This window comes from Pedococcus cremeus (genome assembly GCF_900111375.1).
Taxonomy (GTDB): domain Bacteria; phylum Actinomycetota; class Actinomycetes; order Actinomycetales; family Dermatophilaceae; genus Pedococcus_A; species Pedococcus_A cremeus.
Window position 1 is genome coordinate 1 of the sequence record NZ_FOHB01000004.1, and the last position, 13,979, is coordinate 13,979.

Genomic DNA, 13,979 nt, shown 5'->3' on the forward strand with positions numbered 1-13,979 from the left:
GTCTTGCCGACCTCGTCCCCGGCCGCCACCGCCCGGCGCACCAGGGTGACCAGGGCGTCGCCGCGGCGCCGGTCGGAGGACCGGAGGTCGCGTTCGCCGTCGACCGGCTTCGGCGCGGACAACGGCCCGAGGGCGGCCTCGAGGACCGCCTTGCCCTCCAAGTCGAGGGTGAGCCGGTACTCGAAGGTGCTGGCGCCGGTGTCGGTCGGTGGGGAGAGCCGGATGAAGGACTTGCCCATGTTCTGCTGGTCCTGGAGCACGTCCTGGCGCCCGTACTTGGCGATCAGCCCGTCGCGCAGCAGCCGGCACCCGGACGGGCCGTGCTGCTCGGCCATCCCGATCAGCCCCTCCAGCACGTGCGGCTCGGCGCCGTCCGCCAGCAGCGGGCGCAGCTTGTCGGCCTCGGACACCACCACCGCCGCGGACTTCACCGCCAACCGGCCGGACTCCACTGCTTCCTTCACCGGGGCGTTGACGCGCTTGCCGAACGCGGTGGCCACCGACACGATCGCCGCCGCCCCACCGGCGATGGTCGACGGGGCGTGGTGACGGACCCACTGGGCGGTCGTCATCGCCGCCGATCCGCCAGAGTCTTCGCCGCGGTTCATCGCCTCCCGCAGCACCGCCACCCGGCCCGCGTCACACGCCATGCCCAGGGCGTCGACCTCGCCCATCAACCCGGACAGGCCGTCTGGGCCACCGCCGGAGGGTGCCTGCCAGGCCACGGACCCCAGCCCCTGCAGCGCCTCCCGCGCGGCCGCGATCCGGTCCCGGCGCTCGGCCAGGCTCAGGCAGTGACCTGCCTGCTCGCCGTGGCGCTGCTTCCCCTCCATGACCACAACACTAGGGGCGACCACCGACAACGCATCGCAAGCAGCAGCGAGCGGAAAGCATTGCGCCACAATCGCTTTCGCGGCATACGGGCGTCTCGACAGCAAGCCCATCAGAGCCGGTTGTGGACAGCGTGACGACGAGTCAGGGGCCTGTGGACAACGCGTCCACCTCTGCCGCTCGCCGACGGTAGACGCGTCGCTCGGCCTCGTTCTGCGTCAGCTCGGCCGCACGCTCGAACTCCGCCCGTGCCTCCTCGAACCGCCCCAGCCGCTCCAGCAGGTCGCCCCGCACCCCGGGCAGGAGGTGGTACCCCTCCAGCGAGGGCGTGTCCGCCAGACCCTCGAGGACTGCCAACCAGCCTCGGGACCAGCAGCCATCGACACGGCGACCGCCCGGTTCAGCTCGACCACAGGCGAGCTCGTCGCCACGACCAGTGCCCCGTAGAGCTCCGCGATGCGCTGCCAGTCCGTCTGCTCAGCCGTACGCGCACGCGCATGGCAGGCGGCAATGGCGGCCTGCAACCCATACACGCCAAGCGAGTCGGTCAGCGCCTCCGCCTTCTCCAACGCTGCCAGGCCGCGTCCGACCGCCGCCCAGTCCCACCGACCACGGTCCTGGTCGAGCAGCAACACCGGCTCACCGTCGCGTCCCACCCGCGCCCGTGAGCGTGATGACTGGATCTCCATGAGCGCCAACAACGCCCAGACCTCGGACTCCTTCGGGAGCAGCCCTGACAGCACCCGGCCCAGCCGCAAGGCGTCGTGGCACAGCTCCGGCCGCAACCAGTCCGACCCGGCGGTCGCCGAGTACCCCTCGTTGAATACGAGGTAGACAACCTCCAGCACCGAGTCGAGGCGCTCGACGAACTCGGACGGCAGCGGCGAGGAGAACCCGGCTCCGGCGCTGGTCAGCTTCTTCTTCGCCCGCACGATCCGTTGTGCCACAGTCGCTTCCGGCACGAGGTAGGCCCGGGCGATCTCGGCGGTGGTCAGGCCTCCGAGGAGCCGCAGCGTCAGTGCGACCCGCGCCTCGGGGGCAAGGACGGGGTGGCAGGTCGTGAACACGAGCCGCAGCAGGTCGTCCTCGATGTCCTCCTCCACCGCCTCGAAGTCGGCGATCCCGGACCTCTCGCCGGACGCCAGTGACAGCGCGAGCACTCGCCCGAGCTCGACCTCCTTGCGCGCCAACGTCTCCTGGCGACGGGACCAGTCGATGGCCCGCCTCCGACCGACCGAGAGCAGCCATGCACCGGGGTTGTCGGGTACGCCGTCGACGGGCCACTGCTCCATCGCCGCGACAAGTGCGTCCTGGGCGAAGTCCTCGGCCAGCCCGACGTCGCGAGTGACGTGGGCCAGTGCGGCCACCACCCGGGGCGACTCGATGCGCCACACCGCCTCGACGCGACGGCGGACGTCCTGTTCCGTGCCCACGCCCCCAACCAACCAGCGCTCCGCCACCCACCGCAAACAGGTATGCCGGTGGGCCGCCCACGAGGGCGACCCACCGGCATACCCGCGTGCCCGCCGGAACGGCGAGCGTCAGCCGACGTCAGGTCAGGAGCGCTGCGCCTCCTGCTTGGCGCGCTGCTCGGCCTCCCACTCCTTGACGTGCTCGGGCAGCGCGTCACCGAAGTCCTCGGCCTCGAAGACCCGACGGATCTCGAGCTCGCCCTCCTGCATCGGAGCCCGGCGCACCCACTCGACGGCCTCCTCCTTGGACTTCACGTCGAAGATCCAGAAGCCGGCGATCAGCTCCTTGGTCTCGGTGAACGGCCCGTCGAGCACGGTGCGCTCCTTGCCGTCGAACCGGACGAGGGCGCCCTCCGACGACGGGTGCAGGCCCTCACCGGCGACCAGCACCCCGGCCTTGGCGAGCTCCTGGTTGTAGGTGTTCATGGCCTCGAAGTCGTCCGCCGACGGCATCGCGCCCGACTCGGACTCGGGAGTTGCCTTGACCAGAACCATGTAGCGCATGTCTGTTCCTCTCGGGTGGTGGCCGGTGCCCTCACGGCCCAGCCTCTACCCTCACGTCGAACGGCGCAGCCACCGATCGACAGCCCGGCCGGAGAATCTTCAAGAGAGTCTCTCCGGCCGGGCTGATGGGGCCAGCCCCCGCCTGGGCGTGCCCCGACCCCCTGGTCTAGCCCTGGCCCGACACCGCGCCCGGGATCTGGTGGTTCGCGAGGAACACACCCTCCGGGTCGACCGCCGAACGGACCTGCCGCAGCCGGGTCCAGGTGTCACCGTCGAACGCGGTGCTGGCGTCGAGCGTTGTCTCGGTGAAGTTGAGGTAGGTCCGCCCGCCCACCCACGGCTGCAGGGCAGCCTCGAGACGGGCCGCGTCGGCGAGCCCCTGCGACGCCATCTCGGGCGTCGCGGCGATACCGACGAAGAAGCCCGCGTATGCCGCGTCGAGCCTCGGCAGCGCGCCGGCGCCGTCCGCGTCGCGGCCGAGGGCGCCGCCGAGCTGGCGCAGCTCGGCGAAGAGCAGCGACGACGTCGAGCCGTGCCCGACCTCGGCGAGGAACGCCTCGATGGCCTCCTCGGGCAGGCCGGCCAGGGTGAGGGAGCCCGACACCGCGGGCGTCGGCCCCTCCGGGTCCATGTGCAGCCGCGACAGCGCTGCGGCCGGCACCCGGCCGAAGGTGTCCATCTCCGGGGAGAGGGCGCGCAGCGGGGCGAGCAGCTCTTCGGCGGTGGCGTCGTCGGCCAGCACCGCGCCGTCGATGATGACCAGCTGCCGGCCCCGCAGGAAGTCGGGCAGCTCGGGCATCGGCGGGAAGCTCATGACGCGCAGCGAGGTCGTGACCTCATCGGGCGCCGACTCCGACCAGCGGGCCCACTCGCGCACCACCGCGTCGGCGTGCTGGCGGTCCCACAGGAGCATGCCGGCGTAGGCGTCGGCGATCGGGAAGAGCTGCAGCTCGACCGCGGTCACCAGGCCGAAGTTGCCGCCCCCACCGCGCAGCGCCCAGAACAGGTCGGCGTCGGTGCCGGCGCTCTCGGCCGAGACGCGACGGACCTGGCCGTCGGCGGTGACGACCTCGAGCGCGACCACACTGTTGGTCGCCAGGCCCAGCTTGCGGGCGTACCAGCCGATGCCGCCGCCCAGCGCGTAGCCGGCCACGGCGACGTCGGGCGAGCTGCCGTGCAGCGCGGCCAGGCCGTGCGGCGCCGCCGCCTCGACGACCTGCTGCCACAGCACGCCACCCTCCGCGCGCACCGTCCGTGCCTCGGGGTCGATGGTCACGCCGTTGAGCTCCGAGGTGCGCACGATGACGACGTCCTCGAGCGATGACTCGGCGAGCGGCCCGGCGGCGTGGCCGGTGCTCTGGGGCGCCACGCGCAGCCCGGCACGTGCTGCGGCGACGACGAGCTCGGCCGCCTCGGCGGCGCTGTGCGGGAACGCCACCGCGGCGGGGCGCTGGTCGACGGCCACGTTCCACGGCATACGGGCCATCTCGTAGCCGGCGTCGCCGGGCAGGTGGACGGCTCCGCCGCAGAGGCCGCGCAGGGCCTCGGCGGGCACGGACGGGGCTGGGTGATCGAGGGTCGTCTCGACGCTCATGGTGCTTCCTTCGTGTTCTCGTACCGGTTCGCTCTCGAACCGGGGTCGTTGGGTGTCAACGGCAGTGGTGGTGTGCTCAGCGGAGGGCGAGGGCCTCGATCGAGACCGTCATCCCGGGCACCGGCAGCTCGCGCACCCCGAGGAGGGTCGTCGGCGGGCTCGCCCCCACCTCCGCGAACCGCTCGACGGCCGTGTCCCAGACGCCGAGCAGGGTGTCCATGTCGGTGGTGTAGACGCGCAGCTGAGCCAGGTCGGCCGGCCCCATGCCGGCGGCAGCGAGCACCGCCTCGACGTTCGCGAGGGCGAGCGCCAGCTGCGCGGCCGGGTCGTCCTCGTGGACCAGTCGGCCCACCGCGTCGAGCGGCCCCTGCGCCGCCACCGTCAGGACTGCGCCGGGGGCAGCGCGCAGCTGCCCCTGGTCGTACCCGAGCGCACGGGACCAGGCGGTCCAGGTGCTCGGGGTGACGGGCGTCGTCGTGGCGGTCGTGCTGTTCACGACCACGACGGTGACGGACCACACCCCTGCCCAGCCATCCCTTTTCCGGGGGAACCTGCGCCTCCCGGTGCTCTGGAGTGGCGAACCCCCCACTTTTGTGGGATACCCGTGCGCCGCTCCGTCGGGCAGACTCCCGCCATGCGCCGTGCACTGACTGCTGAGCGCGTGCGGCGGGACGTCGAGGTGGTTGCGCGCGCGGGCCTCGACATCGACACCTTCCTCGGGGAGGCGGTGGAGTCGCTCCAGCGGGCCGTGCCCCACGTGGCGGCGTGCCTGGCGACGGTCGACCCCAGCACCGAGCTGCTCACCGGCACCCGGAAGTTCGGCGACCTGCAGGGACGCGACAGCCATGACCACGAGTGGGGCCTGATCGAGTACGGGTCGATCGAGCCGACCACGTTCACCGAGCTATCCCGTGCCGGCATCCGCGCGGCGGGGGTGCACGTGACGACCGACGGCGACGTGGCCCAGTCGCAGCGGATGCGCGAGTTCATGCAGCCGAACTTCGGCTACAGCGACGAGCTGCGGGTGGTCTTCCGCGACGGCTCCTCGGTGTGGGGAGGAGCGGCGCTCTTCCGCGACCCCGAGAGCGCCCCGTTCGCCCAGGAGGAGATCGAGTTCGTCGGCTCGCTGTCGGCCGTCTTCGCTGCCGGCATGCGCACCGGGCTGCTCGCCCGGATGGCCACCTCCGGCCCGCCGCCCGCCCCGAGCGGACCGGCCGTGCTCATCATCGGTGCCGACGACCAGGTCCGGCAGACCAGCCTGGGCGCCGAGGAGCGGCTCTCCGAGCTCGAGAGCCCCACCCACAACGCCAAGTGGACCGGCATCATCACCTCCCTCGTCGCCGCGGCCCGGCGCTACGCCCGCGGCGAGACGAGGGTGCCACCGCGCTCACGCGTGCGGGCCCGCAACGGCATGTGGCTGGTGCTGCACGCGACCCCGCTGCTGGGCCCCGACGGGGTGAGCGGCGACGTCGTCGTGACCATCGAGGAGGCGCGTCCGCCGGAGATCGTGCCGCTGGTCGTGGCCGCCTTCGACCTTACCCAGCGCGAGCGCGACGTCACCCAGCTGGTGCTCCAGGGCGTCGACACCAAGGAGATCGCCGCCACCATGCACGTGTCGACCTACACCGTGCAGGACCACCTGAAGTCGGTGTTCGACAAGGCCGATGTGCGCAGCCGTCGCGAGCTCATCGCGCGGATCTACTTCGACCAGTATGTCCCCCGGCTGGGCGCCGAGCTCGGTCCGTCGGGCTGGTTCTGCGCCGGCTGAGACCCGGTCGCGCGTCGACAGACCGAGCGCGCGTCAAGGGACCTAGCGCGCGTCGACAGACCGAGCGCGCGTCGACAGACCTAGTCGCGCGCCGCACGTCGGCGCGCGAGATACCGCATCACCAGCACCACGACAACGGTGACGAGCACGCTGGAGAGCAGCACCTCGTCCCTCGACAGCCCGTCGATGTTGGGCTGCAGGTCCTTCTCGGTCGCCCAGCCGAACAGCACCTCGCTGGTGAAGATCCCGAAGACGAAGCAGGCCACCGTCGTGATGCCCAGCGCCCACATCCGGTAGACCACGTCCCGTCCGACGAGGAGGCCGGCCGCCACGCCGAACCCCAGCGACACGGACGCCAGCACCGCCAGACCCCCAAGGCCGAGATCCCACTGCATGACAGCGCCTCCCGCAGTCCGTCTCACCTCAGCGTCGGAGGGTGAGGAGGCGCCACACAGTGCCGAACGGCCCGCGGCCTCCGCCGTCAGCGGGACGTCGCGGCGGGATGCGTACCGGTCATGCTGAGGCGCGTGCGGTAGCTGGTCGAGCAACCCGCCCGGGCGGCTGCCGCTGCGGCGTCCGGGTGCTTGTTCCGGTACCAGCGCAGGTCCTGGTCGGAGAGCACGGTCAGCACGAGCTCAGCGTCCTCGCGTTCCCAGTCCGTCGGCACCCGGGCGGCCAGCGACGAGGACCCGACTCCCGTCGGTGGCGGGGTCCAGTAGGCCTGGTACCCCGGCGCGACCTTCCATCCCACCGCCTCCAGCTGGTCGTCGAACCACTGCGCGAGCTCCGGCACGGACGCGGTCGTGCAGGCCACCGTCTGCAGGGTTCCGGAGTTGTCGGCCATCAGGTTGCGCTCCGGCGGCGACGCCGACGAGTCGTAGACGACGGAGCCGGGGTAGACCGACCCTGCCCCCGGGATGGCGCGCATGTCCTCCACCGACGGGAACGACGACGTGCACCCACCCAGGACGAGGGCGGCGCCCAGCAGGGTCGCCGCCGTGGCCGCCTGCCTGGTGGTCCCCCCGTCCATGCCCGCAGTATGGGGCCGGGGCGCAGAGAGATCCGCCACTTCGGGACAACCACCGGGGTGCCGCGTTCGCACCGCCTGGGCGGGGCACACCGACCGTCAGTGGTCGTGCGATCATCCGACTGACCTCGTCAGGGGCTGCCTTGCCGGATCTGGGGACGAACGGGCCCGGTCCGGAGTGAGAATGGGTGTTGCTGAAGGAGCTCCATGTCTGACGTGGTCGAGGCCTCACCGGTTGAACGCGCCCAGCAGGCGCTTGCGCGCCACTCGTGGCGTGAGGCGTTCGACCTGCTCCGCGCCGAGGACGAGGCTGGCAGGTTGTCCCCGGGGGAGCTGGGACTGCTCGCCCAGGCGGCTTTGTGGGTGGGGCAGCTGCCCGTCGCGATCGACGCCCTTGAGCGCGCGTATGCCGCCGCGGCCAGGGCCCATGACAACGAGACCGCCGCCGTGCTCGCCATCGCGCTGGCCCGTGACCAGCTCTTCCGCAACGCCGCGCCCGTCGCCAACGCCTGGCTGCGGCGAGCCGAGCGCCTTCTGGCGCACGCCGACGAGGGTGTCGGACACGGCTGGCTGGCAGCGACACAGTCCTTCCACGACGCGCTCGTCGGTGACGACGAGGGTGCGCTGGCCAACGCCACGCGCGCGCTGGACATCGGGAGACGCCTCCAGGACCGCAACCTCGAGACGTTCGCGCTGGCGGAGCGTGGGGCGGCCCTGGTCTCGGCAGGCAGGGTGGCGGAAGGGCTCGACCTGATCGACGAGGCCACGGTTGCCGCCATCTCTGGCGAGCTCGAGCCGGACGTTGCGGGCGGCGTGTGCTGCACCACGATCGAGACCTGCAGCGCCCTTGGAGAATGGACGCGGGCCGCGGAGTGGACCGAGGCACAGGACCGGTGGTGTCGGCGCGAGGGCATCAGCGGTTTCCCGGGGATGTGTCGGGTCTTCCGTTCCGAGATCAAGCGGCGACGGGGTGAGTGGCTCGAGGCCGAGGCGGAGGCACGGCAGGCGTCGGTGGAGCTGCGCGGCTTCGTGCCTGCGGCGGTGGGCATGGCCCTCTACCAGATCGGCGTCATCCGGCTCCGGCGCGGTGACCTGGGCGGCGCCGAGGCCATCCTCGTCGAGGCGCATGCCTTGGGGACCGATCCTGAGCCTGGGCTGTCCCTGCTGCGGCTCGCCGAGGGAAAGGTCGACGTGGCTGCCACGGGGATCCGCCGAGCCCTCGACGGCCCGGTGCGGACGCCGACGTGGAGGGCGACGCCCGACACGGGCCTCTATCGACTGCCGCTGCTCGAAGCGCAGGTCGAGATCGCACTGGCCCGGTCCGACAGCGGGACGGCGCGGACGGCTGCCGAGGAGGTCGGGCGCATCGCGGACCAGTTCGGGACCCGGCTGCCTGCGGCGGCTGCAGCGGCCACCATGGGTGCGGTAGAGGCGAGTGAGGGTGCGCTCGAGGCGGCGAGTCGGGACCTGCAGCGTGCCGTCGACCTGTACTCAGGGGCCGACGCACCATACGAGGTCGCCATCGCGCGGCGTGGACTGGCCGAGGTTCATGCAGCCTCCGGTGACCCGGATGCGGCGATCGTCGAGGCGAGGGCTGCGCGGGGGGTGTTCGACCACCTCGGCGCGACCCCGGACGTCGAACGGACCGCCCGGTTGCTGGTCACGCTCGAGGCCGCGACCGACCCACGTGCCCACGGCGGCGCCGGGGAGGGCGCGGGGGGTGTGGCCGGCACCAAGCGGGTCGTGCGGTCGTTCGTCTTCACCGACATCGTCGACTCGACGAGACTCACCGAGCTGCTGGGCGACGAGTCGTGGTCCCGGGTCCTCGACTGGCACGACAAGGCGCTGCGCGGTGTCGTCGCCGAGCACGGAGGCGAGGAGATCAAAGCCACGGGCGACGGGTTCTTCCTCGCCTTCGACGACGTGGACGAGGCCCTCGATGCGGCGATCGGGATCCAACGACGGCTCGAGCACCAGCGGCGTGAGTACGGCTTCGCACCCCAGGTGCGCATCGGTGTCCACAGGGCGGAGGCGAGCCGAAGCGGCCTTGACTACATCGGTGGCGGCGTCCACCTTGCCGCGCGCATCGGTGCGGCAGCCGCGGGTTCCGAGGTGCTGGTGAGCATGGCCTCGCTGCAGTCGTCGCGGCGGCGGGACCTGCCAGTCGATCGTCGGTCGGTCAAGCTCAAGGGCTTCAGCGAACCCGTCGAGGTCGCCTCCATCGGCTGGCGGTGACGGCCACCGGCCGCGGCTCACCGAAAAGCAGTGTCTGGAGGCAGGTCCGGGCTCGTAGGATTGTCACCTGCCCGCGGCGCCAACGACGGCGCCCGTCCCGGGACCTCTCCTCTCCTGCTCGAAAGGCACTGCCATGCCGCGCCTCACCCTGCCCACGCGCCGTACCGCGGCCGTGGCCACCCCGAGGCGGGAGATCGCGCAGATCGCGGTGCCGGTGAGTGCGGAGTTCGTGCTGATGCTGGTGCTGAACTTCGTCAACCAGGTGGTGGTCGGCACGCTCGGTGCCACCGCCATCGCGGCGGTGGGGTTCGCGAACAGCCTGTCGTTCATCCTCATCATCACGCTCGGCTGCCTCGGCACGTCGGTGAGCATCCTCGTCGCGCGGGCCTTCGGCGCCGGCCGTCGGGTCGACATGGACCACACCGTCACCGCTGCGTTGGTCGTCGCCGGCACCTTGGGCGTCCTCGCCTCGCTGCTGCCCTCCGTGTGGGCCGGTGACCTGCTGACGGCCACGGGGGCGTCGCCGACGGTCGCCGCAGTGGGCACCGACTACTTCCGGCTCGTCGCGCTGGCCACCCTGCCCACCATGCTGAGCGCCATCCTCAGCGGCGTGCTGCGCTCGGTCGGGCGGGCGACCAGCCCGATGGTCGCGACGACCGTCACCGTGCTGGCCAACTCGGTGCTGGCCTACACGCTCGTCACCGGTGCCGGCCCGGCGCCGGCGCTCGGGGCAGCAGGAGCCGGCTGGGCCACCCTCGTCACCACCACCGTGAAGGCTGCGATCCTGGTCTCGATGGCGTTCGGGCGGCGCGGGGTGGTCTCGTGGCGCCTGCCCGTCGACCGCATCGAGTGGCGCCGGGTCGTGGTGCCGCTCTTCGTGCTGGCCCTGCCGCTCGGCGTCACCGAGCTGTTCTGGACCGGCGGCACCTTCCTCTACAACGTGGTGTTCCAGCGACTCGGTGACGAGGCGCTGGCCGCGGCCCAGATCGTCACGACGCTCGAGGGCGTCTTCATCGTCGGCAGCATCGGGCTGATGAGCGCCACCACCACGCTGGTCGGCCGGGCGGTCGGCCGGGGCGACGCCGCCGGCGCCGTCGCGTGGGTGCACCGCCTGACCCGCGCCGGCCTCGGGACCGGCGCGCTCTTCGGTGTCCTGTTCGGGGCCAGCATCCTGCTCCTCGAGCCGCTGTTCCAAGACGCCGGGCCCGAGGTGCGCTCGATGGCCATGGCCGGCATCGCGGTCAACGCCGCCTTCCAGGTCGTCAAGGTGCGCAACATGATCCTCGGCGCCGGGGTGCTGCCCAGCGGCAACGACGTGCGCGGCGTGATCATGGGCGACGCCATCGGCGCCTTCGTGGTGGGCCTGCCCATCGCGGTGCTGCTCGGCCTGCACACCCCTCTCGGGGTGCTCGGCGTCTTCGTGGCCCGGGTGGTCGAGGAGGTCGCCAAGCTGGGCGTCTTCACCTGGCGAGCCCGGCGGCTGCGCTGGCACGAGCTGGCCCGCAGCGGCCACGCCGACGACAGCGTGGCAGTTCCCGCCGAGGGTGTGGCGCCCGCCCCGCCCGCCGATGCCCCCGTCGGAGTATAAGGAGACCGCCATGACCTATCGGTTCGTCGACACGGTGCCGACCGTGGAGGAGCACGGGGCGCTGGCCATCTCGGTCGGCTGGCACGGTGACTTCCACTGGGAGTCCGTGCCGGCCTCCCTGGCCGGTTCGCTGTGCGGCGTGGTCGCCTACGACGGCGAGGAGCAGCCCGTCGCGATGGGCAGGGTCGTGGGTGACGGCGCGTTCTACTTCTACCTCCAGGACGTCGCCGTGCACCCGGACCACCAGCGACAGGGGCTCGGCAGCCAGGTGATCCGCCGGCTGCGCGACCAGATCGAGGCCATGGCGGGAGCCGACTGCTTCGTCGGCCTGTTCGCCACGCCCGACGGCCAGACGCTCTACGCCCGGGAGGGCTTCGTCGCCGAGAACACCGTCGGCATGTGGCAGGTGCTGCGCCCCGGCAAGGAGTAGCCCGTCAGGTTCCCGGGTCTCAGGTCTGGACGCGGAGTCGACGGCGCACGTTCAGGCCGACGACCAGGGCCAGGCCCACGGCACTGCCGATCACCGTCTCGACGCCGCGGTCGAACAGCAGCTGGCCGGCCGGCTGCTCGAAGGCGGTCTGCCCCATCAGCAGCGCGAGCGGCGTGATGACGAGCAGGGCGACGCCGTAGTTGCGCCCCACGAGCAGCTCGGCACCGATCTGCAGAGCTGCGATGACGAGGAGCAGCGCGACTCCGGCCAGGTGCAGGCTGAGCAGCAGGCCGCTGGTGACCAGGCCGAGCAGCGTCCCGAGCACGCGCTGTATGCCGCGGGTCACCTGGCCGCGCAACCCGCGCGCCGACAGCGGCGCCACCGCCGCGACCGTGGCCCAGTAGGGGTGGCCGATGCCCGACGCCGTGGCGAGCGCACCGGCGACGCTCGCGGCGACGGCGTCCTGCAGTGGCAGCCACGACCGGTGGAGGCGCGCCCGCGAGGGCGTGGACCGCTCACCGCGGGCGAGGCCGCCGACCGCGCCGACGACCACGGCGAACAGCGCGGAGAGCCCGGAGACGGCCAGCGCGGGCGCGAGGTCGGCGGTCGTGTGCGGCACCGACGCACAGCCGCCGAACGCGAACACGACGAACAGCGAGCCCGGCGGGTGCCAGTCCTGCGCCCGCGAGAGCATCGAGGCGCCGGCCGCGACCAGGCCGGCGATGGGCACGGCGACCCAGGCGGCGTGCGGCAGCGTCGAGACGGCGACCCCGAGGACGATCACCGACACCAGCGCGGCGCCGACCGAGGCCTGCATCGCCGCGCGGGACAGGTGGACGTGGTTGCGGCCGTACAGCGACGTGAAGGCGCCGAACCCGGCATACATCGACCACTCCGGGTGGCCGAGGAGGAACACGGCGAGGAGTGGGACGAAGACGCTGATGCCGGCCCGCAGGGCCACCCGGTGCGCGCCCGCGTGCGGGCGGAAGTGGAACAGGTCGTGGTGCGTGAGCTGACCTGTCCGTGACACGGGGCGGGGCTTGCCTTTCGGGTCGGCTGCAACCTGTCGGGTTGTGGGCAGCATCAAGGATCTCACACGGCGGCTGGCTCACCAGCGGAGGTCGAGCGCGGGCCCGTCCGGCTCGTCGACCACCTCCAGGGCCGTGCCGAGCGGCCGTCCAGCGCGGGTCAGGGTGTCAGCGAGCCAGCGGGCGTCATCGACCCCGGCCCGGTCGAGCCGCAGACGGCGCGCGACGAACGGCACGAGCCGCAAGCCCAGCAGCGTGCCGTCGCGCGGGTCGAGGCCCACCAGGTGGAGCGCTCGGACCTCGTCGCGGAACGCCTCGTAGCCGCCGATGCCCTCGTAGTCGTTGACCAGGTCGCCGCAGCCGTAGAGCACGACGTGGCCCTCGTGCACCTCGACCGGGCGCGGGTGGTGCGAGGAGTGCCCGTGCACCACGTGGACGCCCGCCTCGACGAGCGCGTGCGCGAACCGGCGGTGCGAGGGCTCGACGTCGTAGCCCCAGTTGCTCCCCCAGTGCACCGACACCACGCGCAGGTCACCGGGACGCCCACCCTCGACCAGCCGTCGGGCCACCCGCCTCGCGGTCCGGCCGCTCAGGTCGGGCAGCAGCGCCACTCCCGGCCGCCCGGCACCGGCGGCCCACCGCGACGGGACGCCGCTCGAGGAGTCGCCCACCGAGAGCACCACCACGCGGTGGCCGTTCGGGGTCATGGCCACGGCCGGCCGCCAGGCTTCCTCCTCGTCGCGACCGGCACCGGTGGTGGCGAGCCCGGCGGCCGCCAGCACGTCGAGGGTCTCCTCCAGGCCGGCCAGGCCGTAGTCGAGGACGTGGTTGTTGGCGAGGGCCCACACGTCGGCCCGCGCCGCGGTGAGGACCGCGAGGTTGGCGGGACTCATCCGATAGGTGACGGCCTTGCCGTGGGCCCAGTCGTCGCTGGTGGTCACGCTGGTCTCGAGGTTGAGCACCCGCACCGCCGGATCGAACCGGTCCATGGCGGCGAGGGTGTCGCCCCACGGCCACGTCGGGGCGACCGGCCGGTCGACCACGCCGTTGACACGCTCCGCGAGCTCGACGTAGGTGCGGGCGTCGTGCACGTAGTCCTCGTGCAGCTCCGGCGGCACCGGGTGGGCCAGCACCTGGTCGATGCCGCGGCCGGTCATGACGTCACCGGCCAACAGGAGGTGCGCGCCGTCGTCCGCCATGGCTCCTGCGTATGCCGCGTCGCCGCGCCTGCGCAGGGCCAGAGGTCACCCAGCGAAGTCGAAGAGCCGGCGTGGCTAGGAGGCCGCTCCCCTGCCGGGCCGGTCAGCGTCGGCCGGTGCACCGTGCCTGCCGCGCGGTGCCGGTGCCGGTGACGGTGGCTGGGCGACGCCGTCCATCTGGTCGAGCCGCCCCACCGACGGGTCCTCCATCACCGGGACGTGGCGGTGCAGCCAGCGCGACCACCACGCACCCAGACGTCCTCGCCGTCGCGGTCGGCGAGCGGGAATGGCCGTCCCAGATAC

General features: G+C 72.5%; 12 protein-coding genes and 1 pseudogene. 4 read left to right on the forward strand and 9 right to left on the reverse strand.

Annotated features, from left to right (window positions below; translation table 11 throughout):
• From BMW78_RS08405 to BMW78_RS08425, 5 genes and pseudogenes are all read right to left on the reverse strand, one after another.
• The coding region (locus BMW78_RS08405) for a DUF222 domain-containing protein (protein WP_177180319.1) at positions 1–833 on the reverse strand (833 nt) is incomplete at its 3' end.
• Between the two features lie 142 nt (positions 834–975).
• Positions 976–2,264: pseudogene (locus BMW78_RS08410) on the reverse strand (RNA polymerase sigma factor).
• Between the two features lie 123 nt (positions 2,265–2,387).
• Positions 2,388–2,807, reverse strand: a complete 420-nt coding sequence (locus BMW78_RS08415; protein ID WP_091758320.1) for a YciI family protein — start codon at positions 2,805–2,807, stop codon at positions 2,388–2,390.
• 166 nt (positions 2,808–2,973) lie between these two features.
• Positions 2,974–4,401 (reverse strand): FAD-binding oxidoreductase, encoded by a 1,428-nt coding sequence (locus BMW78_RS08420; protein WP_091758322.1) that lies wholly within the window; start codon positions 4,399–4,401, stop codon positions 2,974–2,976.
• Positions 4,402–4,477: 76 nt separating this feature from the next.
• The gene (locus tag BMW78_RS08425; protein ID WP_091759080.1) at positions 4,478–4,897 is read right to left on the reverse strand and encodes a RidA family protein; all 420 of its coding nucleotides are present in this window, start codon (positions 4,895–4,897) and stop codon (positions 4,478–4,480) included.
• A gap of 138 nt (positions 4,898–5,035) precedes the next feature.
• On the opposite strand from BMW78_RS08425, the gene BMW78_RS08430 reads away from it, so the two are divergent.
• On the forward strand, positions 5,036–6,169 hold the full coding sequence (locus BMW78_RS08430; RefSeq protein ID WP_091759082.1) for a helix-turn-helix transcriptional regulator: 1,134 nt from the start codon (positions 5,036–5,038) through the stop codon (positions 6,167–6,169).
• A gap of 80 nt (positions 6,170–6,249) precedes the next feature.
• Here the strand turns inward: BMW78_RS08430 and BMW78_RS08435 are convergent, their stop codons facing one another.
• Both BMW78_RS08435 and BMW78_RS08440 read right to left on the reverse strand, forming a co-directional pair.
• On the reverse strand, positions 6,250–6,564 hold the full coding sequence (locus BMW78_RS08435) for a hypothetical protein (RefSeq protein WP_091758324.1): 315 nt from the start codon (positions 6,562–6,564) through the stop codon (positions 6,250–6,252).
• Between the two features lie 86 nt (positions 6,565–6,650).
• Entirely contained in the window at positions 6,651–7,199 is a 549-nt protein-coding gene (locus BMW78_RS08440) for a hypothetical protein (protein ID WP_091758326.1), read from the reverse strand.
• Positions 7,200–7,403: 204 nt separating this feature from the next.
• Between BMW78_RS08440 and BMW78_RS08445 the strand changes: the two genes are divergently transcribed.
• From BMW78_RS08445 to BMW78_RS08455, 3 genes are all read left to right on the forward strand, one after another.
• Positions 7,404–9,431 (forward strand): adenylate/guanylate cyclase domain-containing protein, encoded by a 2,028-nt coding sequence (locus BMW78_RS08445; RefSeq protein ID WP_091758328.1) that lies wholly within the window; start codon positions 7,404–7,406, stop codon positions 9,429–9,431.
• Positions 9,432–9,564: 133 nt separating this feature from the next.
• On the forward strand, positions 9,565–11,019 hold the full coding sequence (locus tag BMW78_RS08450; RefSeq protein WP_177180320.1) for an MATE family efflux transporter: 1,455 nt from the start codon (positions 9,565–9,567) through the stop codon (positions 11,017–11,019).
• Positions 11,020–11,029: 10 nt separating this feature from the next.
• A complete protein-coding gene (locus BMW78_RS08455) occupies positions 11,030–11,449 on the forward strand; it encodes a GNAT family N-acetyltransferase (RefSeq protein ID WP_177180321.1) in 420 nt (139 codons plus the stop codon).
• A gap of 19 nt (positions 11,450–11,468) precedes the next feature.
• Here BMW78_RS08455 and BMW78_RS08460 read toward each other — a convergent pair whose 3' ends face one another.
• Both BMW78_RS08460 and BMW78_RS08465 read right to left on the reverse strand, forming a co-directional pair.
• A complete protein-coding gene (locus BMW78_RS08460) occupies positions 11,469–12,479 on the reverse strand; it encodes an FUSC family protein (RefSeq protein ID WP_245735747.1) in 1,011 nt (336 codons plus the stop codon).
• Positions 12,480–12,557: 78 nt separating this feature from the next.
• The gene (locus tag BMW78_RS08465; protein ID WP_091758335.1) at positions 12,558–13,676 is read right to left on the reverse strand and encodes a CapA family protein; all 1,119 of its coding nucleotides are present in this window, start codon (positions 13,674–13,676) and stop codon (positions 12,558–12,560) included.
• Positions 13,677–13,979 lie beyond the last annotated feature (303 nt).

Excerpts from the sequence above, each read along its gene's own strand:
- BMW78_RS08445 (WP_091758328.1), top strand. The coding sequence starts at position 7,404 with ATGTCTGACGTGGTCGAGGCCTCACCGGTTGAACGCGCCCAGCAGGCG.
- BMW78_RS08450 (WP_177180320.1), top strand. The coding sequence starts at position 9,565 with ATGCCGCGCCTCACCCTGCCCACGCGCCGTACCGCGGCCGTGGCCACC.
- BMW78_RS08420 (WP_091758322.1), bottom strand. The coding sequence starts at position 4,401 with ATGAGCGTCGAGACGACCCTCGATCACCCAGCCCCGTCCGTGCCCGCC.
- BMW78_RS08440 (WP_091758326.1), bottom strand. The coding sequence starts at position 7,199 with ATGGACGGGGGGACCACCAGGCAGGCGGCCACGGCGGCGACCCTGCTG.
- BMW78_RS08415 (WP_091758320.1), bottom strand. The coding sequence starts at position 2,807 with ATGCGCTACATGGTTCTGGTCAAGGCAACTCCCGAGTCCGAGTCGGGC.
- BMW78_RS08435 (WP_091758324.1), bottom strand. The coding sequence starts at position 6,564 with ATGCAGTGGGATCTCGGCCTTGGGGGTCTGGCGGTGCTGGCGTCCGTG.
- BMW78_RS08430 (WP_091759082.1), top strand. The coding sequence starts at position 5,036 with ATGCGCCGTGCACTGACTGCTGAGCGCGTGCGGCGGGACGTCGAGGTG.
- BMW78_RS08455 (WP_177180321.1), top strand. The coding sequence starts at position 11,030 with ATGACCTATCGGTTCGTCGACACGGTGCCGACCGTGGAGGAGCACGGG.
- BMW78_RS08465 (WP_091758335.1), bottom strand. The coding sequence starts at position 13,676 with ATGGCGGACGACGGCGCGCACCTCCTGTTGGCCGGTGACGTCATGACC.